This window comes from Rhizobium sp. WSM1328, from assembly GCF_057653715.1.
The window spans coordinates 681,110-706,187 of sequence record NZ_JBYGKO010000002.1 but is presented as its reverse complement, the minus strand read 5'-3'; the positions used below and the strand labels follow the sequence as shown (position 1 = coordinate 706,187).

Genomic DNA, 25,078 nt, shown 5'->3' with positions numbered 1-25,078 from the left:
ACAATTCTTCACATCATCGCGCAAGGAGGCTGCCATGGAAGCGGACACTGCCCACGAATCGCAATCAAAATTAGTTTTATTTCTAAACAGTTATAAATTCAGGATTGAGCCGGATACGGTCCTTCCATGCGAACCCAGGGACGATACCGGTGCTGATCCTCTCGCCGGTGCGTCGCCGGCTGCACCGGATGCAGCCTCCGAACCTGCGCTGCTCCCCGGCACCGGTGAAGATGCAGCGCTTCTGGCCGGGCCGATGATGGCGACGATGGCCGTAGCCTCGGTTCTCAACAAGAGCGTGGCGAACAAGTCGGTGCTCAACAAGGCGTCGCTGAACAAAAACAAGAACAAAAATAAGAACAAGAACAAGAACAAGTCGACGATGGACGGCGGCAGCCTCGGCGTGTCGCAGCTTATCCCCTCCTTCGAGCTGCGCAGGCTGCACCAGCAGCCGTCACGCAACGCCTATACCGCGGCGCGGCGCTTCACCTGGGAAATGCTGGATATACTTCCGCCACCCGGCCCGGATTATACCCGCCTCGAAACGACGGTACTGCTCTCTATGCAACGCCGCGACCGCGAACGCATGCGGCGCCTGCCCGATATTCAAATCGAGTCGACCATCTCCGTGGGGGAATTCACCCGCGCATTGTATATCGAGGATCTCGGCGGTTTCGAGCAGACGGAAGGCCTTTTTCAGGCGATCCTGACGGCCTGCGAATATGTCGGACTGATCTACAAGAGCCAGTTCAACCGGCAGCGGCCAAACCAGTTCGAGCCCCTGCTGCGGCCGTTGCTGGCCGTGCCCGTCCACGAGTCCTATCCCAGCAACCATTCGTTCCAGTGCTTTTCGATCGCCTTCGCGTTCTCAACAATCCTGCCGGAACATCCGGCCACCGACGAGCTTGCCCGCATCGCCCAGAACGTCGCCGAAAATCGCGAATGGGCCGGCCTGCACTATCCGAGCGACACGCAGGCGGGGCGAGATCTCGCCCGACGCTTCGCTCCCTACCTCCACGACGCGTTCGGTCCTTTGTTCGCGGCCGTACACGACGAATGGGTCTGAATTCTCCAGCTGCTGCTCAACAGGGTGACAACCATGACGGATCAAACACAAATGCCTGAGCCCTCGCCGATCAACTACTATTACCTCTGGCACCTGACTGCTCTTGGCGTAGTCGACGCGGAATACGGATCGGCTCCACCGGCGCCTCCAGCGCCCGATGCGAGCTCCGCACGCGCGCTCTCCGATCCCCTCATCACCGGCACGGTCTGGGATGCCATCGCTTCCGCCGGCCCGCTGCGACCCGCGCGGGTCGCGCTGATCGATGTCGGCGTATCTCCGGATCATCCCAATCTGGCAACCCGGCTTGACCGGGAGGCGTCAATCGATTTGACGACCCATCGTTACGGCGCACGCGTGCTCGAAATTCTCGAGACGACCACATCCTTCGACCGCGAGGAAAGGCATGCCTTCTTTGCCGGGCTCGACATCGCTCCGCTCGGCAATATCGGCCTTTCGAACGACGACCGGGACTATCTCGGTGATCTGGTTGCCGAATACGCCGCGTCGGAGGGTGTTCTCCGGCGGCTCTACAATCCGGAATCGCTGTTTGCGTCGCATGGTACTTGTTGCGCTGGGCTGATCGTCGGCGAACCCGCCGTTGTTGCGGAAGAAGGCACGCCAAGCCTTCCGCCGGAAGGAGCCTTCTACGGGAATGGCGACGAGCTGCGCACGAGCGGCAATCGCAACGTCATCCCCTATTTCGGCGTTGATCCTTTCTCAAGGCTCATCTCGATCAGAACCTCCTTCGAAGACGATGTCAGGCAGTTCATTGCTGCCTTCCTTTATGCCTATCTTCAGAAAGCAGACGTGATCGTCTTGCCGCGCGGTCTGCCTGACCCGAAACACAGTATCGTTGACCCGAAGAACGAACTGAAGGCCGACCTGGAATTATGGAAAAACCAGGATGCCGCCAATCTGTTCACGCGCATTGCCGTTGCGGATCAGGGTGGGCCTGAACTGGAGCCGAAGGCAGCGCAGAAAGGCTCTAATCCCGATCGCCCATGGCATGTCCTCAAACAACTCATCCTCGCCATCAGCCGGCACATCCCGATCGTCTGCGCCGCAGGAAACAGTGGCGAGAGCCAGCTGATCTATCCGGCTAGTCTTGCCGCCGACAACAACGGCATCATTGCAGTTGGAGCCGTTACCGTCGAAGGTTTCCGTTCGGGCTACAGCAATTACGGCGAAGGATTGACGGTTGTCTCCCCCTCTGACGACGGGGAGGTCTTCAACAGGCATCAGTTGCGCCTCGACCGGCTTTCTCCATTTGCCGCGCAGCACGACTACAGCGCTTTTCGAACGCGGGAATACTACTATTCGCACTTCTCGCTGCTGACGACGGACCTGCCGGGGATTTTCGGTTATAATCATGGCTCCGATCCGTGGTCGGCCATCGTGCCGTTCGGTACCAATCCGGGCATCGGGGGCGGATACTACACCCCCTTCGGGGGCACATCAGGCGCGTCGGCGCAGGTGGGCGGGTTATGCGCCCTGATACAGCGGGCCCACAAAAGCCGCCACAATCCCGGTGACCGCCTCTCGGGGCCTCAAGTCAAGTCAATTCTGAAAGCCGCCTCTCGCCTGGACGCCATTGTCGCACCCGGAACGAGACAACTGACGGCAGATTGCATGAACGCCGAAAGCGAGGACGCTCTCGACGCGGTCTATTTCTTCGGGTCGGGCCTGCCGAATGCGCGGGCGGCGGTTGAGGCCGCTCTGGCGATCTGACTGCTGCGGCTGCGTTATCCAGAATTCTAAGCCTCCTCGATCTTGGAGGCTTTTTCTTTGTTTACGTCATTTTTACGGATTTTTAACGCCAAACTGGCGGGCCAATGACGCCCTTGGGGAATAGTGCCTCTCAACCGACGACGCGCAACGTTCCGATGCCGGGCAAAGCCGTCCCGAACTCCGGCATTTTTGCCCGAGATGCAACCTTGATCCGCCCGAAGACAAACTCTCGGAGGCTGCCGATGTCCGCGTCCCGCATACAACAGTTGGCAGATGAGGCGCGCCTCCTGCTCAAGCGCAATCCCCTGATGGCAAGTTCCGTCTCCCTCCAGCGCGTGGCAACACGCAACCTTTTGAAGCGACGCTTCCAATATGGCCGCACGCTTGCGGCGGCTTCGAAGCTCGCCGGTTGTTCGGCTGGGGTAGAGGCACTGTCAGGCTATTTCCCCGACCTTGCAGATGGCCGATACACTCGCCTGCCGGAGCTTCCGCCAGCGGTTGCCGGACCGGTCCGCGCCGACCCTTACCGTTCATCCGTACTTGCGGCCTGGATGGATGCGCTCGCGCGCAGTCTGGAATGGCAGGCAGCCCGCCCCGATGTGCAGGTTGTCGGCCGCTATCTGCAGCCGGATCTGATCGCATCGGATCTTGAACTCGAACGTCAGACAGCGTGCCGGCTCTCTTGCGGCATCGGCCTCATGCACATCGAAAGTCCGGCGCGTAGCCGTATCATGCAAGCCCTCCTGCGCCGATGCATGCCGGACTATCCCCGGCCCGGCTTTCCGATCTCCGACGATGCGCAATTGGATCGAATCGCCGACCATCTGGAGAAGGCCTTCGCATTGATCGCGGACTTGGACGAGTATGGCCATCAGCGTCTGATCGCCGGCCTGCACACGCTTTACGTTGGCGTGCGGCGCGAACCGCAGTGCTCCTTTTCGAGTTCGAACGAATTGCCGGGCAGCGCGCTCATCGTCCTTTCCAGCGAGAGATTACGCGCCGGCGATCATGCCGCGACAGCGGCCCAACTGCTTCATGAGGCGGGGAATATCCTGCTCGGGTTCTATACGACCTCGGCGGCGGCATCCCTGCCCGGCGAGTTCCAATATGTTTCCCCATACAAGAAGGACCTACAGACGCTCGAGAGCATCCTGCATACGGCCTACACCATTCCCTGGGAGTGCGCCTTGCGCATGGCATGCCTATCCACCGAGGCGGATCCTAAGCGCCGCTCCCGGAAAGCGGCATTCATAATCGCCTATGCCGCGCGGCAAGTCCCGCTTATCGACATCGCTCGGAAAGGGATCGAACGTCTCGGCGGCGATGTCCTCCTCGACCTCCCAGACATCGCCGCCATTCCTTCCTGGAGTAGTCGGATCTTGTTCCTCGTCAGCCAGTTGCTTGCCGAAGAACCCATTGCGCACCGGCAGGCGCATCTTGCCGAGCGCCAGCGAGTTCTCGATCGCCAAGCCTGGGATATCGGACAGATGCTGCTGCGCGGCAAGGAGCCGATCGATCCTCGGATGGGCCGGCGAGAGATCGATGACAGCGGCGACAATGTCAGCCTGTGGTACGACGGCAAATTCCACGTGATTGTGAAGACACCCGATTATGCGATGGGCGAGGATTACGGTCACTACGCCGCGACGATCCGCGGAGTTGCGCCCCGCGAGACGGAGGCGATGTGATGGTCAATTATCGGTCCAAACGATTATCGGCGGCTGCCAGCGTATCCGTCGACTTCCCGAACCTTGTCACCCACAGCCTGGGGCGGGGCGGCCGGGGGGCTCTGTTCACCGGCAATAGTGCCGATTCTGTCGAGGAACAGAGCCCCCATGTTACCAGGCCTGCATTCGTCGTCTCGTTGGAGGCTCCAGATATGCCGGCGACGGACGAATATGATCCCGCCGCAGTCGATCATCACGACCCCTTCCTGGCGCCTCTTTGCCATCGGCAACGCGACATCGCACTGTTTGGCGACATCGACTTCGTCATCATCGGATGCGGCGGCTTGGGCTCGCAGATCGCCATCCAGCTCGCGGCCCTCGGCGCGCGTCGTTTCCTTCTCGTGGATGCGGATCGTATCGATGAGAACGACCTGAACCATCTCCCATGGGCATGCGAGGCTGATCTCGGCCGGCTGAAGACGGACAGGCTGGCGACCCATCTGGCCGCGGGTTTCTCGGCCACTGTCTTCGCGCTGCCGGAATTTGCGGAAGGCGCCTCGGCGCTGCGGTTAATCGCAAACTACGCCAATAACCCGTTCCTCATCCTCGCCGGCGGCGATTCTCGTCCAACCCAAGATCTCCTGTCAGCCTGCCTGGCATTGGAAGCCGGCCTGCCGCCTCATCTGCATCTGGGTCGCTCTGCAAACTATTGCATGGCAGGGCCTTTGGCCTTGGTGCATGAGGACGCATGTTCCGTCTGCCATTGCGCTACCCAAGTCACGGCCGACGACGGCTTACGCGCGCCGCAGGCTACCGTCGACAGCCCATTGGTCGCCGGCCTTGCCGTGTCGCAGATTGTCCAAAAATGCCTTTCGAGACACTCGCTCGCCCGGGGACGCCAATGGATATTGGACCTCAAAGGCGACCAGGCCAAGCTGCGCTCTCTCCAAAGAACCCGAATGTAAGGTATGTCCATGATCGCGCTATTTTCCTCGGAATATCATTGCTCCGTTGGGGCAACTGCCGGAAAGAACGATGAGCTGACGATAACCGAAGCTCTTGGTGATCCACTGATCGCCATGGTGATGCGCGCGGATGGCGTAACCTCCGAAGAATTCAAGCGACTTCTTGAGGCGGCAGCCCGCGAGCTAAAAGCCAAGCTTGCTTCCCACCAAAGGGAAGAAAGGCGACGTGATTGTCGAAACGACACCGAAGATGGTTGACGAGCATGTGTGGCCAATCCCGGTCCGAAACCATGGCCCGGCATTGGCACTGGCCGTCCCGCGGAGTTCAGGGGGCAATGAGATTCGATATGTTCAAAAGTTTCCCAACGATAATTCTGGTTTTTGCGGAAGGGAAAGATCGCAAGGTGATCCATACCGCTCGCGAGGCTGCCCAACTGTTGCTGAAGGAATGGCCCACCGACGACGGTGAGGAATTTCTCACGGCGGTGAGCATCTGTTTGGAGGTCCTTACCGGAGAGAGCGAGCCTGAGAAATTGCATGAGGCAATCGTCCGCGCCGCATATGAGGCGGGTATTGCAGCGATCACGACTGATAACCGCCTTGGGATTTTCAGGATTTATCCCGTCAGCGAGGCCAGGTAGTTAACCGCCGCGCGGGCGCTCATCGCAATCCTAGAACAGTGGCAATCGGACTGATCCGGCCCGTTACTGGAAGCGATCGAGCGTCTTGTAATAGAGCCCGACGAGCGGCAGGAACCACGGCTTGCCGAAATGGCCGGGGACGGCGGGCCAGTCGAGCCCCTTGATCGGATTAAGGTCGGCCTTGCCGAGGATGGCGTCGGCCATGATCATGCCGAGATGGGTGGAGAGCTGGGCGCCGTGGCCGGAATAGCCCATGGCATACCAGACACCGTCGACATAGCCGGCGCGCGGATAGCGGTCCTTCGTCATGTCGACGAGCCCGCCCCAGCAATAGTCGATTTCGACGCCGGCAAGCTGCGGGAAGATTTCAGCAAGGCTGGCGCGCAGAATATCGCCGCTCCTTGCGTCCGAGCGCTGATCCGACGTGGCGGAAAATCGCGCACGGCCGCCGAAGATCAGCCGTTTGTCCGGCGATAGCCGGAAATAATTACCGATGTTCATCGACGTCACGCAGGTCCGGTTGCCCGGCATCGTAGCGGCGATTTCGGCGTCGGTCAGCGGACGGGTGGCGATCAGAAAGCTGCCGACGGAAATAATCCGGCGGCGGAAATAATTAAAAAGCGACGGCGTATAGGCGCCTGTCGCGACCAGCACGTGGTCTGCGGTGACGGTACCGCGTGCCGTCGTCAGGCTGTGGCGGCCGTTGCCCTGCCGGTGGGCGGTCACGGCCGCCTTTTCGAAGATGGTCGCGCCGTGACGCGCGGCCGCCGTGGCGAGCCCCACGACATAGCAGCCCATATGCATCATCGCGCTTTTCTTCGAGAGCATGGCGCCATGGAAGGGCGACCCAACCTCGCTTTTCAGGTCACTCGCCGTCAGAAGTGCCGTGTCGGGATCGACTTCTCTGTGAACAGCCTCGAAATTGCGGGCAATGGCGTCGAAATGCTGCGGCTTGGAGGCAAGCTTCAGCTTGCCGGCGCGGCGGAAACTGCAGTCGATCTCCTCTTCGGCGATAATCGCCTCGATCGTGTCGATGGAATCGTCGAACGCCTTGTAGAGGGCGACGGCCCGCTCCACGCCGAGTGCTGATTTGGCAGACAGGAAACTGTGGGCGAGCCCGTTGTTGAGATGGCCGCCATTGCGCCCCGATGCCCCCCAGCCGACCCGTTCAGCCTCCAGCACGACGACCTTGACGCCGGCCTTTGCAAGCTGGCGCGCCGCGGCAAGCCCGGTGAAGCCGGCGCCGATGATGGCGACGTCATAATGTCCTTCGACGGGGCCCTGAGCGCCGCCGGCAAAGGCTGGTGCCGTGTCGTGCCAGTAGGATTCGAACCACATCCGCGTCTCTCCGTCAGAGCCCGACGACGCCAGGCAGGCCCGAGATATCGGGAATTTCGACATAGCCGTAATAGGGATTGGCCGGCTCGTGGCCACGATTGACCCAAACCTTGTTCTTGATGCCGAGGTCGTGGGCCGACATCAGGTCATAGCGGAAGGAGGACGAGCAATGCAGCACGTCTTCCGGCCCGCAGCCCAGCATATCGAGCATATATTCGAAGCCCTTGAAGCGTGGCTTGTAGGACTGCGCCTGCTCGGCGGTATAGACCGCGTGGAAGGGCGCGCCCAGTTTTTCAACGTTCGACATGATCTGCGAATTCATGGCGTTGGAGAGGATGACCAAGGGGATTTCCTTGGCGACCTTGGCGAGACCGGCCGGGACGTCTGAATGTGGCCCCCAGGTCGGAACCCGCTCATAGACCATCCGGGCGGCTTCGTCGCGAAATGTCACGCCGTTGCGCTTGCATGTCCGCTCGAGCGAATTGTGCACCACCTCGGCATAGGGTTTCCAGTCGCCCATGATCTCGTCGAGGCGATAGGCAGCGAAATTCTTGATGAACTCCGCCATGCGTGGCTCGTCGAGCTCTTCGCCGTAGAGATCGCGTGCCGCCTCCGCCATCTGAAAGTTGGTCAGCGTGCCGTAGCAGTCGAAGGTGATGTATTTCGGACGGAACGTCGTCATTTGAGTATCCTTGAGCGATCGGAACTGGGGACGTGTCACAATCATAGGGACCGCTTCACCCACAGCGCGCCTGAATTGCCGCCATCGGAAGCAGAATCTATCGTATCGAAAGCAGGGTTTGGCAGAAGGTTGTGCGCCTGCCCGCCGTCAACGGCCGGCGGAGTGACGCCTTCAATCGCCGTCGTGATCATCATCGTGATGCGACGGAAGGTCGAGGCCGAAGGTGTTGACGAGATCGGCCACCTGCGCCGGGCTGAGGAAACGGGGATTGAGGTTGCGCAACAGCAGATAGAGCTTCGCCGTTTCCTCCAGTTCCTCGGTCGCAAAGACCGCCGCTTCCAGGCTGTCGCCGGCAACAACAGGTCCGTGATTGGCCAGAAGCACTGACGAATACTTGCCCGCCAGTCCGCGGATCGCGTCGGCCACCGCCGGATCGCCGGGACGATAATAGGGCACCAGCGCGGTTTCGCCGGCGCGCATCAGATAATACGGCGTCATCGGCGGCAGGGCGGCGCGCGGATCGATCTCCGGCAGCATGGTCAGTGCCACCGCGTGGGTGGAGTGAAGATGGACGATGGCGCGGGCACTGCCGCGCGTATCATAGAGGGCAGTGTGTAGCGGGATCTCCTTGGTCGGCTTGTCGCCGGACAGGAGCCTGCCTTCGGCATCGAGCCTGGAGATCCGTGCCGGGTCGAGAAAGCCGAGCGAGGCGTTGGTCGGCGTGACCAGCCAGCCGCCATCCTCCAGCCGCAACGATATGTTGCCCGATGAACCAGGCGTCAGCCCGCGCTCGAACAGCGAGCGGCCGTATCGGCAGATTTCCTCACGCAGGCGCGCGTCGGACATGACAGTTCCTCCAATATTACGCGGTTGCCCCTTCGATCAGTTCAAAGCCGAGATCGACGGCCTGCGGCGGCCCATTCGTGACGACCAACTGCGCGGCCATCTGTCCGGTCGCGACACGCGGCGTTCGGATGGTCGATAAGGGTTGCGGTGTTGCCCGGCCGATATCGAGGCCGTTATAGCCGAAAATGGCGAGCTTCGAGGGGATCGCTATCCCCTCGGCCAGACAATGAAAATAGCCGCCCAGCGCCATGTCGTCGTTGGAGAAATAAACCGCATCGAGATCCCTCGTCCGGGCAAGCAGCCGCTCCAGCCCCAGCCTGCCGTTTTCCACGGATGAAGCGCCGGCGAGAATTTCACGGGCGACGAGCGGGGCGTCATGCGCGCCGAGCGTTTCACAAAAGCTGGAAAAACGCTTGCCGGCACGGGTATCGCGGTTCAGGTCGTGACCGACATAGCCGATCCGGCGATACCCCCGCTTGAGCAGGAAGGCAGCGCTCTCCCGCCCGGCCGCGCGGTTCGAGAAGCCGACGGCGATATCGAGAGCATCACCGTCCAGATCCAGCAGTTCGACGACCCGGCACCCGCTGGCGCGCAGCATCTTCACCGTGCCCTCGCTATGCTCGCACCCCGCCAGCATGACCGCCGCCGGCCGCCAGGCAAGCATCGCAGCGGCGAGCGCTTCTTCCTTGCCCGGATCATAGTCGGTCACCGAGAAAACCGCCTGATACCGGTTTTCCTCCAGAACGGCACTGGCACCGCGCAGCACATCGGGAAAGACGATGTTGGACAAAGAGGGAATGACGAAGGCGACAAGACGCGAACCGGTGGAGGCAAGCGTTCCCGCGATCCGGTTCGGCACATAGCCCAGCTGCTCGACGGCGGCCATCACCCGCTCGCGCGTCTTGTCGGAAAACGAACCATGGTTGCGCAGCACGCGCGACACCGTGCTCTCGCCGACACCGGCGGTTTCCGCGACTTCGGCAAGCGTTACCGTCGGCTGATGTTTGAATTCCATCACTACGTCTGACCCAGCTTGCGGCCTGGTTGCCCGGCCTGTCCGCCGATGGCCACTTCCCCATCACCTGTTTCATCGCTCCCGACAAGAAGCAAGACTTTTTTGGCAGCGCTACCATTTGGAGTTGGCAACGCTGCCAAAATGCTCTAATGAAATTGGCAGCGCTGCCAACGTGCGACTGACGTACCTTCTGCCCTCCCAGACCTGACACCCGGAGGCGCAGACCTTTTCTCACAAGACTGGAGAACCTGCTCATGCCACCGCTTGCTGAAAACTCGGGCTCGGCCGTTCTCGCAGCCGTCATCGGTCTTGGCTCCATGGGGCTTGGAATGGCCCGGTCGATGAAGCGCGCAGGTCTCGACGTCGTTGGATATGACATCATGCCGGCGGCAGTAGACCGCTTCATCGCCGACGGCGGACGTGGGGCGGCGACCCCTGCCGCTGCGGCAAAGGACGCCGACATTGTCGTCTCCGTGGTCGTCAACGGCGCGCAGACCGAGGCCGTGATGTTCGGGCCTCAAGGCGTCGCGAGCACAATGAAGCCCGGCGCCGTCTTCATCTCGTCGGCCACCATGGATCCCGCCGTCGCGCGCGATCTGGCGCAGCGGACGGAGGCTCTTGGCCGGCATTATCTTGACGCCCCGATTTCAGGCGGCGCGGCCAAGGCGGCGCGGGGCGAACTGACCATCATGGCCTCCGGCTCCAGACAGGCCTTCGACACCGCGCGCCCGGGTCTCGACGCCATGGCCGCCAAGGTCTACGAGCTTGGCGACGAGGCCGGAAAAGGTGCGGCCTTCAAGATGATCAACCAGCTTCTCGCCGGCGTCCACATCGCGGCCGCCTGTGAGGCGATAACCTTTGCCGCCAAGCAGGGCCTCGACCTCGATAAGGTCTATGAGGTGATCACCGCATCGGCCGGCAATTCCTGGATGTTCGAAAACCGCGTGCCGCATGTGCTGGCCGGAGACTATACTCCGCTCAGCAGCATCGAGATTTTCGTCAAGGATCTCGGTATCGTCCAAGACATGGCCCGCTCCGAGCGTTACCCGGTACCGCTCGCGGCGGCAGCCTTGCAGATGTATCTGGCCGCCTCCGGGGCGGGCATGGGCCGTGACGACGATTCCTCGCTCGCGCGGCTCTACGCCAAGCTTTCCGGCGCTGAATTGCCCAGCTCCACCAAAGAGCCGCAGAGCCTGTAAAAGGAACGCTAGACATGCCGGTTTTCGCCGCCAACCTGACGATGATGTTCAACGAATGGGCGTTCCTCGACCGCTTCGACGCCGCAGCCGATGCAGGCTTTGCCGCCGTCGAATACCTCTTTCCCTATGAAGCCGCGCCCGAGGCGATCGCCGAACGGCTTGACCGCAACAATCTGCAGCAGGCCCTCTTCAATCTGCCGCCAGGCGACTGGGCATCCGGCGAGCGGGGCATCGCGGCCCTTCCCGGACGCTTCGATGCGCTGAAAGCGGATGTCGAGCGGGCATTGGACTATGCGGAGGCGACCGGGGTCAGACGGTTGCACCTGATGGCAGGCATCGCCGACCATCATGACGAAGGCGCCTCCTCCTGTTATCGGCGCTCCGTCACCTATGCTGCCGGGCGGCTTGCGGAAAAAGGCATCGATCTGCTGCTCGAGCCGATCAACGGGCGAAACATGCCTGGATATTTCCTCAACGACTTCGGCGCCGCCGAACGGCTGATTGCCGAATCCGGTCTGCCGAACCTGAAGCTGCAGTTCGACATCTATCACCGTCAGATCATCCATGGCGACGTCACCATGGCATTGCGACGCCTGCTGCCGATCACCGGCCATATCCAGATCGCCAGTGTGCCGTCACGCAATGAGCCGGATGGGGAGGAGTTGAACTATCCCTATCTGTTCGGCGAAATCGACCGCCTGGCTTACGACGGTTTCGTCGGCTGCGAATACATTCCGCGCGACCACACTCTCGACGGTCTTGGCTGGTTCAAACCTTTTGCACGGAGCTAGACGATGGCTATTTTCCTCGGATCAATCGCTGACGACTATACGGGCGCATCCGACCTCGCCAACACCCTGACGAAGAACGGTCTGCGCACGGTACAGACGGTCGGCATTCCCGACCCGTCGCTGGCACTACCGGATGTCGACGCCGTGGTCGTTTCCCTGAAGATCCGCTCCGTCTCGGCCTCGGACGCCGTGACGGCTGCCATCAGCGCTGAGCGATGGCTGCGCCAGCGGGGTGCCGGCCATGTGCTCTATAAGATCTGCTCGACATTCGATTCCACCGATGCCGGCAATATCGGTCCGGTCACCGAAGCCTTGAGGGAGGCGGCGGGCGGCGGCGTCGTGCTGGTGACGCCCGCCTTTCCGGAAACGGGACGCACCGTCTATCTTGGCCATCTCTTCGTCGGCGGACAGCCGCTGAATGAAAGCCCGCTCAAGGATCACCCCCTCAATCCGATGCATGACGCCAATCTCGTTCGGGTGCTCACCCGACAATCGCGCAATGCTGTCGGGCTGGTCGATCTCACGACCATCGGCGCCGGACCCGGCGCCGTCAAAATGAGGCTCGATTCCTTTCGCACCGCAGGCGTCACCGCTGTTATCGCCGATGCGATTTTCGAACGCGATCTGGAAACGCTCGGCGAGATTGCGTTGGAAATGCCGGTGTCCACCGGTGCGTCCGGCCTCGGCCTCGGCCTTGCCCGCGCGCTCGTCCGCTCCGGTCGGATTTCCTCCGGCGGCGCAACGACGGAGGACGCCATTCGCCCGGTGGGCGGGCTTTCCGCGATCGTTGCCGGCAGCTGCTCGAAGGCGACGCTCCGCCAGCTCGACATCGCCGAACGATCGATGCCCGTCCTGCGGCTCGACCCTGAGCGGCTGCTTGCCGGTCCGGATGAGATCGCCGCGGCGATTACCTGGGCCGGAGACCGCATCTCCGCCGGCCCCGTCGTCATCGCCGCGAGTGCTGCGCCTGCAACCGTGTCTCGGCTGCAATCGCTCCATGGACGAGAGGCATCCGGCCACGCGATCGAGACCGCGACATCGATCATCACAGCCGAACTGGTGGAGAGAGGCGTGCGGCGCCTTGTGGTCGCCGGCGGCGAAACCTCGGGCGCGGCCGTCGACCGGCTCGCCATTCCGGCTTTTCTGATCGGCCCGGAGATTGCGCCCGGTGTTCCGGTGCTGCGCACAGTCGGCAATGCCCAGGGCGACATGCTGCTGGCGTTGAAATCAGGAAACTTCGGAGGCGAGGATTTCTTTACGGCAGCGCTGGCGATGATGCATTGACAGACCCGGGATCCGACGAATATCGGTCGGTTCTAGCATAAGATGCGGCCGCCGATGATAGCAAAGCCATAAGATACTGCTTGAACCACGGCCTTCAGACGATCTGCCCGCCGGCGCTCCGGCAGACTGGCGGGCACGACATGAAGGACGCCGCCATGCAAACAAGTCAGATCGAAATCGTCCCGTTCGGCCCCGACCATCTGGAAGCCGCCGTTGCGCTCTCAAGGCAGGCGGGCTGGCCGCATCGGACCGAAGACTGGCAGCTGGCGCTCGCCTTGAGCAACGGGATGGTTGCGGTCGAGGACGGCAAGGTCGTCGGCACCGTCCTCGTCACGCCTTACAAGAGAGATTGTGCGACGATCAACATGGTCATCGTCGACGAGACGATGCGCGGCAGGGGTCTCGGCCGCAAGCTCATGGACGCCGCATTGCTGGCCGCCGGAGACCGGCCGCTGAGGCTGGTGGCGACGACGGCAGGCCTGCCGCTCTACCAGAAGCTTGGTTTCCACGAGACGGGAACCGTGGCGCAACATCAGGGCCTTGCCGGAGACATCGCCGTGCCGGCGGAAACGCAAGCCGCCACCGACGCCGACCTCGCTGCTATCGCGGCACTCGATCGCCGTGCCTTCGGCGCCGATCGCGAAGGGCTGCTCTCTTATTTCGCCGGGATCGGCGCATTCGCCGTCACTCGCCGCGACGGCCACGTTTCGGGGTTCGCTTGCCTGCGTCCCTTCGGCCGTGGCGAAGTGATCGGACCCGTGGTGGCCGCCGACGTCGGCGAGGCCAGGAAACTCATCGAACATTTCATCGCCAGACGGTCCGGACGGTTCCTCAGGGTCGACACCACTGATGAGACCGGGCTTTCTCCATGGCTCGCCGAACAGGGGCTCGCTCATGTCGGCGGCGGAATCACGATGGAAAAGCCGTTGGTTCGCCAAGCTGCCGACCCGGCCGTCACCACCTTTGCCCTCGCCAGCCAGGCGCTCGGCTGATCCGGAGATCTCCATGTACAGCAATTCCCTCATCGAACTCGATCGCGCTCACCTCATCCATCCGGTCGCCTCCTACCGCGGCCACGAAAAGCTCGGCGTGCGCGTGCTGGCCTCGGCCAAGGGCGCGACGGTCACCGACGCCTCTGGCAAGCAGCTGATCGACGGCTTCGCCGGCCTCTGGTGCGTCAATGCCGGTTACGGCCACGAGAGCATCGTCGAGGCAGCGGCCCGGCAGATGCGCGAGCTTCCCTATGCGACGGCCTATTTCGGCCTCGGCTCCGAGCCCGCGATCCGGCTTGCCGGCGAACTCGCCGACCGCGCTCCTGGCGATCTCAACCATGTCTATTTCACGCTCGGCGGCTCCGATGCGGTGGACAGCACGGTCCGCTTCATCCGCTACTATTGGCATGCCCGTGGACAGCCTCAGCGCGATCAGTTCATCTCCGTCGAACAGGGCTATCATGGTTCCTCGACGGTCGGCGCGGGTCTGACCGCGCTGCCTGCCTTCCATGCCGGCTTCGGCGTTCCATTCGATTGGCAGCATAAGATTCCGTCTCACTACGCCTATCGCAACCCGGTGGGCGACAATCCGCAGACGATCATCGACGCCTCGCTTGCTGCGCTGAAAAGCAAGGTCGAGGCGATCGGGCCGGAACGCGTTGCCGCCTTCTATGTCGAGCCGATCCAGGGCTCGGGCGGCGTTCTGGTGCCGCCGAAAGGCTGGATGAAAGCCATGCGCGAATTCTGTCGCGCGAACGACATCCTCTTCGTGGCGGACGAAGTGATCACCGGCTTTGGCCGCACCGGCCCGCTTTTTGCCTGCACCGAGGATGAGATCGTGCCCGACTTCATGACGACCGCCAAGGGCCTCACCTCAGGTTACGTCCCCATGGGCGCCGTCTTGATGGCCGATCACGTCTATCAAACGATCGCCGAGGGCGCGGGTGCTGCCGCCGTCGGCCATGGATATACCTATTCGGCCCATCCCGTCAGCGCCGCGGTCGGCCTCGAAGTCCTGAAGCTCTACGAAAACGGCCTTCTCGAAAACGGCGTCAGGGCCGGCGCACGGCTGATGCAGGGCCTGGAATCGCTGAGGGATCATCCGCTCGTCGGCGATGTCCGCGGCCGCGGCATGCTCGCCGCCGTCGAACTCGTGGTCGACAAGGTGAACAAGACGCCGTTGCCGGCATCCGCCGAACCCGCCCGCCGCATCTTCGATCGCGCCTGGGAGAACGGCCTCGTCATCCGCGCCTTCGGCAATGGTGTGCTTGGCTATGCTCCGCCGCTCTGCTGCACCGAAACGGAGATAGACGCGATCGTCGAGCGCACCCGCGTCACCCTGGACGAGACGCTGGAGGACCCGGACGTGCGGCGGGCGTTGCAGGCCTGAGAATATCGCGAAACGGTCAGATTCGGTATTTTGTGCCGCCTCATGATGCCTATTCGGCGAATCCGGTGCGGTGCAGGTGACACACTGAAAACAACGAAAGGCCCCGGCAGATGCCAGCCTTCAAAAGAGCGGGACAAAGACCCCGCCAGCGGAACAGAATTTTCTTCTTCGAGAAGCCGAGCTCCCATCGGAGCCGAACACTGGGGAATTCACGTGAGCAAGAGCCTTTCGGAATTCAAATACATGACCTTCGACGTCGTCGGCACGCTGATCGACTTCGAAGGCGGCCTCAAGACCTGCCTCGCCGAGATCGCGACCGAGGCGGGGACTGAAATCGACGGCGAGCAGGCGCTTAGCCTTTACCGTGCAGCCCGCTACTCCGAGGATGCCGACCTCTTCCCCGACGACCTCGTGCGCGTCTACCTCTCGATCGCGCCGAAGCTCGGCCTGCCCACTGAGCAAAAATATGGCGAACGGCTGCGGGATTCGGCCAAGGGCTGGAAGGGTTTTGCAGACAGCGCCGCAGCGCTGGCAAGTCTTGCTAGGGATTACCGCCTCGTGGCGATGACCAATGCCCGCCGCTGGGCCTTCGATTTCTTCGAGAAGGAACTCGGCAATCCCTTTTATGCCGCCTTCACCGCGGATGATACCGGGACCGAGAAACCCGATCCCGCCTTCTTCGAGACGGTATTCGACTACGTCGTCTCGGAAGGACATTCAAAGGAAGACATCCTGCATGTCGCCCAGAGCCAGTACCACGACATCGGGATTTCCCGGAAACTCGGGCTGACCAATTGCTGGATCGAGCGGCGACATGCCGAGAAGGGTTACGGCGGCACGATCGAACCGGCCGAGTTCACCAAACCCGATTACCATTTCACCTCCATGGCCGGCCTTGCCGATGCCGTGGCTGCCGCCCGCGCCTGACTTTGAAAGCAGATCGGGCCTGCCCGCAACGGGCAGCCCGCCACACAAGAAAAGGGGAATGAGATGAACGACAAGATCACCAATTGGACCAGATCCGACGACGCCATGGTCGAAAGCGCCATCCGCCGTGGCGCCACTCGTCGTGAGTTGCTGCATATGATGCTCGCGGGCGGCGTGGCCCTTTCTGCCGGCGGGCTCGTGCTTGGCCGTGCCGGCAAGGCGCTCGCCGCCACGCCCGTTTCCGGCGGCTCGCTCAAGGCGGCCGGCTGGTCGTCCTCGACGGCCGATACGCTCGACCCCGCCAAGGCGTCGCTCTCCACCGACTATGTCCGGTGCTGCTCCTTCTATAACCGCCTTACCTTCCTCGACAAATCAGGCACGCCGCAGATGGAGCTTGCCGACGCGATCGAGTCCAAGGATGCGAAGACCTGGACGGTCAAGCTGAAGAACGGCGTTACTTTCCATGACGGCAAGCCGCTGACCGCCGATGACGTAGTTTTCTCGCTGAAGCGCCATCTCGACCCATCCGTCGGCTCGAAGGTCGCCAAGATCGCCGCCCAGATGACCGGCTTCAAGGCGGTCGACAAACAAACCGTCGAGATCACGCTCGCCAGCCCGAATGCCGACCTGCCGACCATTCTGTCGATGCATCACTTCATGATCGTCGCCGACGGCACGACCGATTTCACCAAGGCCAACGGCACCGGCGCCTTCGTCAAGGAAGTCTTCGAGCCGGGCGTCCGCTCGGTCGGGATCAAGAACAAGAATTACTGGAAATCCGGCCCGAACGTCGATTCCTTCGAATATTTCGCCATCAGCGACGACAATGCCCGCGTTAACGCGCTGCTTTCGGGCGACATCCACCTCGCAGCCTCGATCAATCCGCGCTCGATGCGCCTCGTCGAGACCCAGGGCGACGGCTTCACCTTGTCGAAGACCACCTCCGGCAACTACACCAATCTCAACATGCGACTGGATATGGAGCCCGGCAACAAGCGGGATTTCGTCGAGGGCATGAAGTATCTCGTCAACCGCGAACAGATCGTCAAAGCGGCGCTGCGCGGTCTCGGCGAAGTTGGCAACGACCAACCCGTTTCGCCTGCGAACTTCTATCATGACGCAGAGCTGAAAGCGCGGGCCTTCGATCCCGACAAGGCGAAGTTCCACTTCGACAAGGCCGGGGTTCTCGGCCAATCCATTCCGATCATCGCTTCCGATGCGGCGGCTTCCTCGATCGACATGGCCATGATAATCCAGGCGGCCGGCGCCGAAATCGGCATGAAGCTCGACGTCCAGCGGGTACCTTCCGACGGTTACTGGGACAATTACTGGCTCAAGGCACCGATCCACTTCGGCAATATCAACCCGCGGCCGACCCCGGATATCCTCTTCTCCCTGCTCTACACCTCGGACGCTCCGTGGAACGAAAGCCAGTACAAGTCGGAGAAGTTCGACAAGATGCTGATCGAGGCGCGCGGCTCTCTCGATCAAGACAAGCGCAAGACGATCTACAACGAGATGCAGGGCATGGTCGCCCAGGAAGCTGGTACTATCATTCCCGCCTATATCTCGAACGTCGACGCCACGACCGCCAAGCTCAAGGGTCTCGAAGCCAACCCGCTCGGCGGCCAGATGGGTTACGCTTTCGCGGAATATGTCTGGCTTGAAGCCTGATACAGCAAAGGAGACTGGGGCTGCAGCCGCGCGCCAGTTCCTCCATCTGCATTGATGGAACTTAACTCGAACGCAAAGGGAAGACGCCCGTGAACCGCCAGGTCTTATCCCTTGTACTGAGCAGATTGTTCGTCGCCGTGATCACCCTGGTGATCGTCTCCTTCGCCGTCTTCTTTGCGACAACGCTGTTGCCCGGAGATACGGCGACGATCCTGCTCGGCCAAGCCGCCACGCCGGAAGCCGTCGAAGGCCTGCGCAAGGCCATGCATCTCGACGAACCGGCGCTCTTTCGTTTCCTGCGCTGGATCGTCGGATTGCTGCAGGGTGATCTCGGCACGTCCTATGCCAACGAAATGCCGGTCGCCGCTCTCATTGCCGGCCGCTTCGTCAACACGCTGAAACTTGCCGGCGTCACCGCGCTGTTCTCCGTGCCGATTGCGCTGACGCTCGGGATCACCGCGGCGATGCTGCGCGGCACCCTTTACGACCGGATCGTCACCGTGATCACCATCGGCGTCATCTCCGTGCCGGAGTTCATGGTCGCGACCTCCGCCGCGCTCATCTTCGCCGTCTATCTGAAATGGCTGCCGGCGCTATCTTTCGCCAATGAGGTCCACAGTCTGACCGATCTGTTGCGCGTCTATGCCATGCCGGTGATCACCCTCACCTTCGTGGTCTCGGCCCAGATGATCCGCATGACGCGCGCAGCTGTCATCGAGACGCTCAACACACCCTATGTCGAAATGGCATTGCTCAAGGGCGCCTCCCGGCCGCGCATCGTCTTTCGCCATGCGCTGCCGAATGCGCTCGGCCCGATCGTCAATGCCGTTGCGCTTTCGCTGTCCTATCTGCTTGGAGGCGTCATCATCGTCGAGACCATTTTCAACTATCCCGGTATCGCCAAGCTGATGCTGGATGCCGTCGCCACCCGCGACCTGCCGCTGATCCAGAGCTGCGCGATGATCTTCTGCCTGGGCTACCTGCTCCTGATCACCATCGCCGATATCATCGCCATCCTTTCCAATCCGAGGCTCCGATGACCATGAGCAGTTCCGAAACCACCTCCGTCCGGCTGTCCGGAACCCGGTTTGGCTATCGCTTCAACATCGTCGGCGCGATCGGCTTCACTGTGATCCTCTCATGGGCGCTCGTTGCGATCTTCGCGCCGTGGGTCATCCCCTACCCCGTCGGCGAGATCATCGATCTCGACTATTTCGGCCCGATGAGCCGGGAACTCTGGCTCGGCTCCGATTATCTCGGCCGCGACATGCTCTCGCGGATTCTGATGGGCGCACGCTACACTGTCGGTATCTCGCTCGCTGCGGTCACGATCGCCTGCTTCAGCGGCGTCGTGCTCGGCATGATCGCAGCGGTCGCCGGCGGCTGGCTGGACACGATCCTCAGCCGCTTCCTCGACGCCCTCAACTCCATCCCGAGCAAGCTGTTCGGCCTGGTGGTCGTCGCTGCTGTCGGCTCGTCGGTCCCGGTGCTGATCATGACGCTGTCGGTGATCTACATCCCAGGCGCTTACCGTTTCGCCCGGGCGCTCGCCGTCAACATCAATGCGATGGATTTCATCACGGTCGCGCGCATTCGCGGTGAAAGCACCCTCTATCTCATTCGCTCGGAAATCCTGCCCAACATCGTCGGACCGGTACTTGCCGATCTCGGCATCCGCTTCGTCTTCATCGTTCTGCTGCTCTCCGGGCTCTCCTTCCTAGGTCTCGGCGTCCAGCCGCCCTATGCCGATTGGGGTGCGCTGGTGCGCGAGAATATCGGCGGCCTGCCATTCGGTGCGCCGGCGGTGATGTTTCCCTCGCTTGCCATCGCCAGCCTGACGATCAGCGTCAACCTGCTGATTGACAACCTGCCGCAGAAAATTCGCGACCGGAGCACGTCATGAGCAATTTCATCGAAATCCGTGACCTGAAGGTCGAAGCCACCACCGATTCCGGCCGGCGTGTCGAAATCATCAAAGGTGTCAGCCTCGATGTTGCCGAGGGCGAGATCGTCGCGCTGATCGGCGAGAGCGGCTCGGGCAAGACAACCATCGCCCTGACCCTGATGGGCCATACCCGTGCGGGCTGTCGTATCTCCGGCGGCAGCGTTTCGGTCGGCGGCAAGGACATGGTCACGCTCAGCGAGAAGCAGCGCGCCAAGGTGCGCGGCACCGAAGTCGCCTATGTCCCGCAATCGGCGGCTGCCGCGTTCAACCCGGCCACATCGATCATGGACCAGGTGATCGAAGTCACGCGTATTCACCAGCTGATGTCGCCTGATGATGCGCGGGCCCGGGCCGTCGAGCTCTTCCGGGCGCTGTCCCTGCCGGAGCCCGAGACGATCGGCAACCGTTATCCGCACCAGGTTTCCGGCGGCCAGCTGCAACGTCTGGCGGCCGCCATGGCGCTGATCGGCGACCCGACCCTCGTCATCTTCGACGAGCCGACGACGGCGCTCGACGTCACGACCCAGATCGAAGTGCTGCGAGCTTTCAAATCGGTCATGAAAAAGGGCGGCATCGCTGGCGTTTATGTGTCGCACGACCTTGCCGTCGTCGCCCAGATCGCCGACCGCATCGTGGTCTTGAAAGGCGGAGAGACCCAGGAAACCGGCACCACCGACGAAATCCTCAACAATGCCAAGCATCCCTATACCAGGGAGCTACTCGCGGCCTTCGAACCGAAACCGCGTGGCGCAACTGGCCCCGCCGAACCCGCGACGGCTCCCCTGCTGAGCATCGAAGGTCTTGTCGCGGGCTATGGGCAGCGCCAGGCGGATGGCCTGCCGCTCGTTCGCGCGGTCGAGCACGTGAGCCTGAAGGTGGAAAGAGGCCGCAATCTCGGTATTATCGGCGAATCCGGTTGCGGCAAGTCGACGCTCGCCCGCACAATCGCCGGCATCCTGCCGGCGGCGGTCGGCAAGATCGTCTTCGACGGCACGGAACTGCATCGCAACGCGCGCGAGCGCTCGCGTGATGAGTTGCGCGAGATGCAGATCGTCTTCCAATATGCCGATACCGCACTCAACCCGGCAAAATCGGTCGAGGACATCCTCGACAGACCTTTGGTCTTTTACCACCGCATGGATCGAAAGGCGCGGAACGCCCGGATCGATCAGCTGCTCGACATGGTACGTCTGCCCCGCAACCTGCGCCATCGCCGGCCGGGCGAACTCTCGGGCGGGCAGAAGCAGCGCGTCAACTTCGCCCGGGCACTCGCCGCCGATCCGAAGCTGATCCTCTGCGATGAGATCACCTCGGCGCTCGACACGGTGGTCGCCGCCGCGGTCATCGACCTGCTCAAGGAATTGCAGCGCGAACTCGGCCTTTCCTACATCTTCATCAGCCACGACCTCTCGGTGGTGGAGGCGATCTGCGACGAGATCGTCGTGATGTATGGCGGCTGCAAGGTCGAGGAAATCACATCCCTGACGGTGAAGGCGCCGCAACACCCCTATTCGCAACTGCTCTTCTCATCGGTGCCAACGCTCGATCCGGCCTGGCTCGACGGGCTCCAGCAGGATCCGGAACTGGTGCGGGCTTATTGCCGACACTGAGCGCCGATTCCACTGCAAAATTTCTCGGGTCGGATTTGCTTCAAGAAATTGTGCGGCAAACTGCACTCCCCTCCTCGAACCAAGAGTTGCGCGCTTACCAGATCAAGCGCGCACCGGGTCAGGTCGTGCTCGAAAGCCTCGGCTCCGCGGCAGGAGCCCAGCAAGTGGCAGCGAACATGGCTTTGGAAGGTAAGGCCGAAATTATGTCGCAAGTCCTTCCAACCAGAAGAAGCTGATAGTTATAGGGAGAACAACCTGCGACAGAGAGAACCTGTATCCGCGCAGAGAGACGCGAAAAACTGCGCAGTTTTGCTGAAATAGCTCTAATGCGGAAATAGGGTGGTCAGCGGCATGTGGGCCTTGATAATCGGCGATTTCAGGACAACGAAGCTGAAATATTTGTCGATGCCGACGTCCAGGTCGGTCAGCCGCTCCATGATCGTCTGGTATTCGTCTATCCCGGCAGTGACGAATTTCAGCATATAATCGTAGCCGCCCGAAACCAGATGGCATTCGATCACCTGGTCGACCTTCTCGATCGCCGCCAGGAAGCGGGCGAAGTCGATCTGCCGGTGGTTTTTCAGGGTGATCTCGGTGAACACGGTCAGCGTCTGCCCCAGTTTGCTGACGTTGATCTGAGCCGAATAACCTTCGATATATCCCTCCGACTGCAGCTTCTTCACCCGCATCAGGCAGGGGCTTGGCGAAAGATTGACCAGTTCGGCGAGTTCCACATTGGTGACGCGGCCGTTCTTCTGCAGTTCGTAGAGAATTTTTACGTCGATCCGGTCGAGTTTCATCTCACACGCCCTCATTTGCTCGAGATCGCCAATCACGCAGCAGATTATGCTGCTGCTTGCCGGCACCAACCTTAACACATGACGTTGGCCTGTCGATCGCGTTGCAGGACAGGCCGAAGCACAAACGACTGCTGGCATGCTCCCGACACGGAATCTTCTGCTGCCACCAACCGATCTCCGGCAAAGCCGTGGCGTCGGATCCGCTACACTACGCTTAAAACGGAGACTCTCCCATGCCCGCACCGCTCAATCGCGTCGACACCACGCCGGAACTGCCTTCCACCGCTGATGTCGTGGTCATCGGCGGCGGCATCGTCGGCGTTTTCACGGCCTATTATCTCGCCCGGCGCGGATTGAAGGTGGCCCTCGTCGAGAAGGGTCTGATCGGCGCCGAACAATCGAGCCGCAACTGGGGCTGGTGCCGCCAGCAGAACCGCGACGCCCGCGAACTGCCGATGTCGACGAAGAGCCTCGACCTGTGGGAGCGCTTCGCCACTGAGACCGGGGAGGACACCGGCTTCCATCGTTGCGGCCTCTTCTATCTCAGCAATAGCGACGAGGAACTGTCCGGTTGGGCCCGCTGGCGCGATTTCGCCCGCTCGGTCGGCGTCACGACGCATATGCTGAGCAGCGCCGAGGCGACCGAACGCGGGCATGCCACCGGCACTTCATGGAAAGGCGGGGTATTGTCGCCGACCGACGGCACCGCCGATCCGGCGAGCGCTGCGCCGGCCGTCGCGCGTGCGATCCTGAAACTCGGCGGCACGGTGCATCAGTCCTGCGCGGCCCGCGGCCTCGACGTCGAAGGCGGCCGGCTCTCGGGCGTCGTCACCGAGCATGGCACGATCCGGACGAAAATCGCCGTCCTCGCCGGCGGCGCCTGGGCCTCCTCCTTCTGCCGCCAGCTCGGCATTCGATTTCCGCAAGCCTCTATACGCTCCTCGATCCTCTGCGTATCTCCAGGCGCGAGCGGCCTGCCGGATGCATTGCATACATCAGCCGTGTCGGTAACGCGACGCCGCGATGGTGGTCACACGCTCGCGATCAGCGGCCGCGCCCGTGTCGATCCGACGCCACAGCAGTTCCGCTTCGCGCGGCAATTCCTGCCGATGTTCGCCCGGCGCTGGCGCAGTCTCGCACCAGGCGGGCTGGAGGGCTTTCGCTCCGGCCACGAATCTCTGGCCCGCTGGCGGCTCGACAGACCGACGCCAATGGAGCGCATGCGAATCCTCGACCCGACGGTCGACGAGGCCACCATCGCGCTTACGCGTGCGCGGGCGCTCGAGCTTCTCCCTGCCTTGAAGAAAACCGCCATCAGCGCGACTTGGGCCGGCTATGTCGACAGCACGCCCGACGGCGTACCGGGGATCGGCGAGATCGCCACCTTGCCCGGTTTCATCCTCGCTGCCGGCTTCAGCGGCCACGGCTTCGGCATCGGGCCTGGCGCCGGTCATCTGATTGCCGATATCGTCACGGGCGATGAGCCGATCGTTGATCCCAGGTCCTACCACCCCGACCGCTTCGGCGGATCCGCCTGGGGCAAGGTGGCCGATTTTTAGGGCGCGGTCGGTCTTTGCGCGACGTTCGACGACGCGGATCGGCACGACTTGGTACCGGCCATAGGAGCCGATGCATCACGCTTCGATCGCCACGATCACGAAACCGGCGATCAAGGGAAGGTGTATCGCTTCGGTTCCTCACTGGCATTATTGGCAATCAAGGCGCGCAATGCTGCCGCCACAGGCGTGCCGAGGACAGCGAGATCGCGCACCGTGCTCATGTGATTGCCGTCTGCGACCTGCGATGCCCGCACGTCAAGCCCTTGGGCGGCAAGAATGCCCCTGAAGGCATTTGCCTGAATTTTGAACGGACCAGTTTCCTGTTCGCCGGTCATGATGGCGACACGCGTTGCAGGATCGTGCTCATGACGCATGGGCGTAAACCGTCGCACCTCCTCGTCGCTCAGGGCGATCTCGTCCCGCAGGAAAGACGTCTGCAGGGGTTCCAGATCGTATAGCCCGCCAAGCAGGAAAGCAGCGACGACCCCCGAAGGCGCTGAGCGATGAAAGAGAAAGGTTGCAAGATGTGCACCGGCGGAGTGGCCGCTGACGGAAAACCGCTTTGACGTGGCGCCAAAACGATCGGCATGCGCCAGCAGAAAAGCCTTGGCCTTCAGGACCTGACCAACCAGGGCGTCCATTCTCGCCGTGGGCATCAACGAATAATCGACGATGGCTGCGACCGCGCCGGCGCCGGTGATCGTTTCAGCGACGCAGGAATAGTCCTCCTTGGAAAACATCCGCCAATAGCCGCCATGGATGAACATGTGGATCGGCATGTCCGAGCCGGCGCTGTTTGGCAGGAAGATATCGAGCGTCTCGCCAGGCCTATCCCCGTAGGCGATGTTGGCCTCCATGGCGACAGTGCGCCGCGTTGCAAGGCTGCGAGCTCGGATATCGTCAACGATCGCGTCGAAATCTGCGACATGGTCACGAATGCGGAACGGATCGGCGGCCACAGG

23 protein-coding genes are annotated in these 25,078 nt (G+C 62.0%); 17 read left to right on the top strand and 6 right to left on the bottom strand.

The features are described from left to right. The first annotated feature begins 34 nt into the window (after positions 1-34). The 6 genes from AC2444_RS26915 to AC2444_RS26890 all read left to right on the top strand — a co-directional run bounded on the left by AC2444_RS26915 (position 35) and on the right by AC2444_RS26890 (position 6,064). Positions 35-1,063 (top strand): phosphatase PAP2 family protein, encoded by a 1,029-nt coding sequence (locus AC2444_RS26915; protein ID WP_012755400.1) that lies wholly within the window; start codon positions 35-37, stop codon positions 1,061-1,063. 33 nt (positions 1,064-1,096) lie between these two features. Continuing rightward, positions 1,097-2,791, top strand: coding sequence for a S8 family serine peptidase (locus AC2444_RS26910; protein WP_017996392.1), 1,695 nt, complete (start codon positions 1,097-1,099; stop codon positions 2,789-2,791). 104 nt (positions 2,792-2,895) lie between these two features. Next, positions 2,896-4,479, top strand: a complete 1,584-nt coding sequence (locus tag AC2444_RS26905; RefSeq protein ID WP_128449837.1) for an aKG-HExxH-type peptide beta-hydroxylase — start codon at positions 2,896-2,898, stop codon at positions 4,477-4,479. Positions 4,480-4,670: 191 nt separating this feature from the next. Then, positions 4,671-5,423 carry a ThiF family adenylyltransferase gene (locus AC2444_RS26900; protein ID WP_260686088.1) on the top strand — a complete coding sequence of 251 codons (753 nt, stop codon included), beginning with the start codon at positions 4,671-4,673 and terminating at the stop codon, positions 5,421-5,423. Positions 5,424-5,432: 9 nt separating this feature from the next. Continuing rightward, on the top strand, positions 5,433-5,681 hold the full coding sequence (locus tag AC2444_RS26895; protein WP_003562903.1) for a hypothetical protein: 249 nt from the start codon (positions 5,433-5,435) through the stop codon (positions 5,679-5,681). A 77-nt stretch (positions 5,682-5,758) separates the two neighbouring features. Then, positions 5,759-6,064, top strand: coding sequence for a DUF982 domain-containing protein (locus tag AC2444_RS26890; protein ID WP_003562905.1), 306 nt, complete (start codon positions 5,759-5,761; stop codon positions 6,062-6,064). 63 nt (positions 6,065-6,127) lie between these two features. Here the strand turns inward: AC2444_RS26890 and AC2444_RS26885 are convergent, their stop codons facing one another. The 4 genes from AC2444_RS26885 to AC2444_RS26870 all read right to left on the bottom strand — a co-directional run bounded on the left by AC2444_RS26885 (position 6,128) and on the right by AC2444_RS26870 (position 9,945). Beyond that, the gene (locus AC2444_RS26885) at positions 6,128-7,402 is read right to left on the bottom strand and encodes an NAD(P)/FAD-dependent oxidoreductase (protein WP_003562907.1); all 1,275 of its coding nucleotides are present in this window, start codon (positions 7,400-7,402) and stop codon (positions 6,128-6,130) included. Between the two features lie 13 nt (positions 7,403-7,415). Beyond that, positions 7,416-8,084 (bottom strand): haloacid dehalogenase type II, encoded by a 669-nt coding sequence (locus AC2444_RS26880; protein WP_003562909.1) that lies wholly within the window; start codon positions 8,082-8,084, stop codon positions 7,416-7,418. Between the two features lie 171 nt (positions 8,085-8,255). After that, positions 8,256-8,930: a 3-oxo-tetronate 4-phosphate decarboxylase gene (gene otnC, locus AC2444_RS26875; protein WP_003562910.1), complete on the bottom strand. Its 675-nt coding sequence runs from the start codon at positions 8,928-8,930 to the stop codon at positions 8,256-8,258. A gap of 16 nt (positions 8,931-8,946) precedes the next feature. After that, the gene (locus AC2444_RS26870) at positions 8,947-9,945 is read right to left on the bottom strand and encodes a LacI family DNA-binding transcriptional regulator (RefSeq protein ID WP_128449838.1); all 999 of its coding nucleotides are present in this window, start codon (positions 9,943-9,945) and stop codon (positions 8,947-8,949) included. 254 nt (positions 9,946-10,199) lie between these two features. On the opposite strand from AC2444_RS26870, the gene ltnD reads away from it, so the two are divergent. The 10 genes from ltnD (at position 10,200) to AC2444_RS26820 (ending at position 21,757) form a co-directional block, all read left to right on the top strand. Beyond that, positions 10,200-11,144, top strand: coding sequence for an L-threonate dehydrogenase (ltnD, locus tag AC2444_RS26865; protein ID WP_128449839.1), 945 nt, complete (start codon positions 10,200-10,202; stop codon positions 11,142-11,144). A gap of 14 nt (positions 11,145-11,158) precedes the next feature. Then, positions 11,159-11,935 (top strand): 2-oxo-tetronate isomerase, encoded by a 777-nt coding sequence (otnI, locus tag AC2444_RS26860; protein ID WP_128449840.1) that lies wholly within the window; start codon positions 11,159-11,161, stop codon positions 11,933-11,935. A gap of 3 nt (positions 11,936-11,938) precedes the next feature. Continuing rightward, on the top strand, positions 11,939-13,219 hold the full coding sequence (otnK, locus tag AC2444_RS26855; protein WP_017996398.1) for a 3-oxo-tetronate kinase: 1,281 nt from the start codon (positions 11,939-11,941) through the stop codon (positions 13,217-13,219). 155 nt (positions 13,220-13,374) lie between these two features. After that, the gene (locus tag AC2444_RS26850; RefSeq protein WP_128449859.1) at positions 13,375-14,211 is read left to right on the top strand and encodes a GNAT family N-acetyltransferase; all 837 of its coding nucleotides are present in this window, start codon (positions 13,375-13,377) and stop codon (positions 14,209-14,211) included. 13 nt (positions 14,212-14,224) lie between these two features. After that, positions 14,225-15,601 (top strand): aspartate aminotransferase family protein, encoded by a 1,377-nt coding sequence (locus AC2444_RS26845; protein ID WP_128449841.1) that lies wholly within the window; start codon positions 14,225-14,227, stop codon positions 15,599-15,601. A 213-nt stretch (positions 15,602-15,814) separates the two neighbouring features. Next, the gene (locus AC2444_RS26840) at positions 15,815-16,528 is read left to right on the top strand and encodes an HAD-IA family hydrolase (RefSeq protein ID WP_128449842.1); all 714 of its coding nucleotides are present in this window, start codon (positions 15,815-15,817) and stop codon (positions 16,526-16,528) included. Between the two features lie 63 nt (positions 16,529-16,591). Next, positions 16,592-18,202 (top strand): ABC transporter substrate-binding protein, encoded by a 1,611-nt coding sequence (locus tag AC2444_RS26835; RefSeq protein ID WP_128449843.1) that lies wholly within the window; start codon positions 16,592-16,594, stop codon positions 18,200-18,202. An 89-nt stretch (positions 18,203-18,291) separates the two neighbouring features. After that, positions 18,292-19,242: an ABC transporter permease gene (locus AC2444_RS26830; RefSeq protein ID WP_012755388.1), complete on the top strand. Its 951-nt coding sequence runs from the start codon at positions 18,292-18,294 to the stop codon at positions 19,240-19,242. After that, positions 19,239-20,105: an ABC transporter permease gene (locus AC2444_RS26825; RefSeq protein WP_128449844.1), complete on the top strand. Its 867-nt coding sequence runs from the start codon at positions 19,239-19,241 to the stop codon at positions 20,103-20,105. Before AC2444_RS26830 ends, AC2444_RS26825 begins: the two co-directional genes overlap by 4 nt. Then, positions 20,102-21,757 (top strand): ABC transporter ATP-binding protein, encoded by a 1,656-nt coding sequence (locus AC2444_RS26820; RefSeq protein WP_128449845.1) that lies wholly within the window; start codon positions 20,102-20,104, stop codon positions 21,755-21,757. The genes AC2444_RS26825 and AC2444_RS26820 overlap by 4 nt, the downstream gene beginning before the upstream one ends. A gap of 323 nt (positions 21,758-22,080) precedes the next feature. On the opposite strand, the gene AC2444_RS26815 is transcribed toward AC2444_RS26820, so the two are convergent. Next, complete coding sequence (locus AC2444_RS26815) at positions 22,081-22,557, bottom strand: Lrp/AsnC family transcriptional regulator (protein ID WP_003562931.1); 477 nt, start codon at positions 22,555-22,557, stop codon at positions 22,081-22,083. 233 nt (positions 22,558-22,790) lie between these two features. Here AC2444_RS26815 and AC2444_RS26810 point away from each other — a divergent pair, with 233 nt between their 5' ends. After that, positions 22,791-24,116: an NAD(P)/FAD-dependent oxidoreductase gene (locus AC2444_RS26810; protein ID WP_128449846.1), complete on the top strand. Its 1,326-nt coding sequence runs from the start codon at positions 22,791-22,793 to the stop codon at positions 24,114-24,116. A gap of 110 nt (positions 24,117-24,226) precedes the next feature. On the opposite strand, the gene AC2444_RS26805 is transcribed toward AC2444_RS26810, so the two are convergent. Next, positions 24,227-25,075, bottom strand: a complete 849-nt coding sequence (locus AC2444_RS26805; protein ID WP_128449847.1) for an alpha/beta hydrolase — start codon at positions 25,073-25,075, stop codon at positions 24,227-24,229. Positions 25,076-25,078 lie beyond the last annotated feature (3 nt).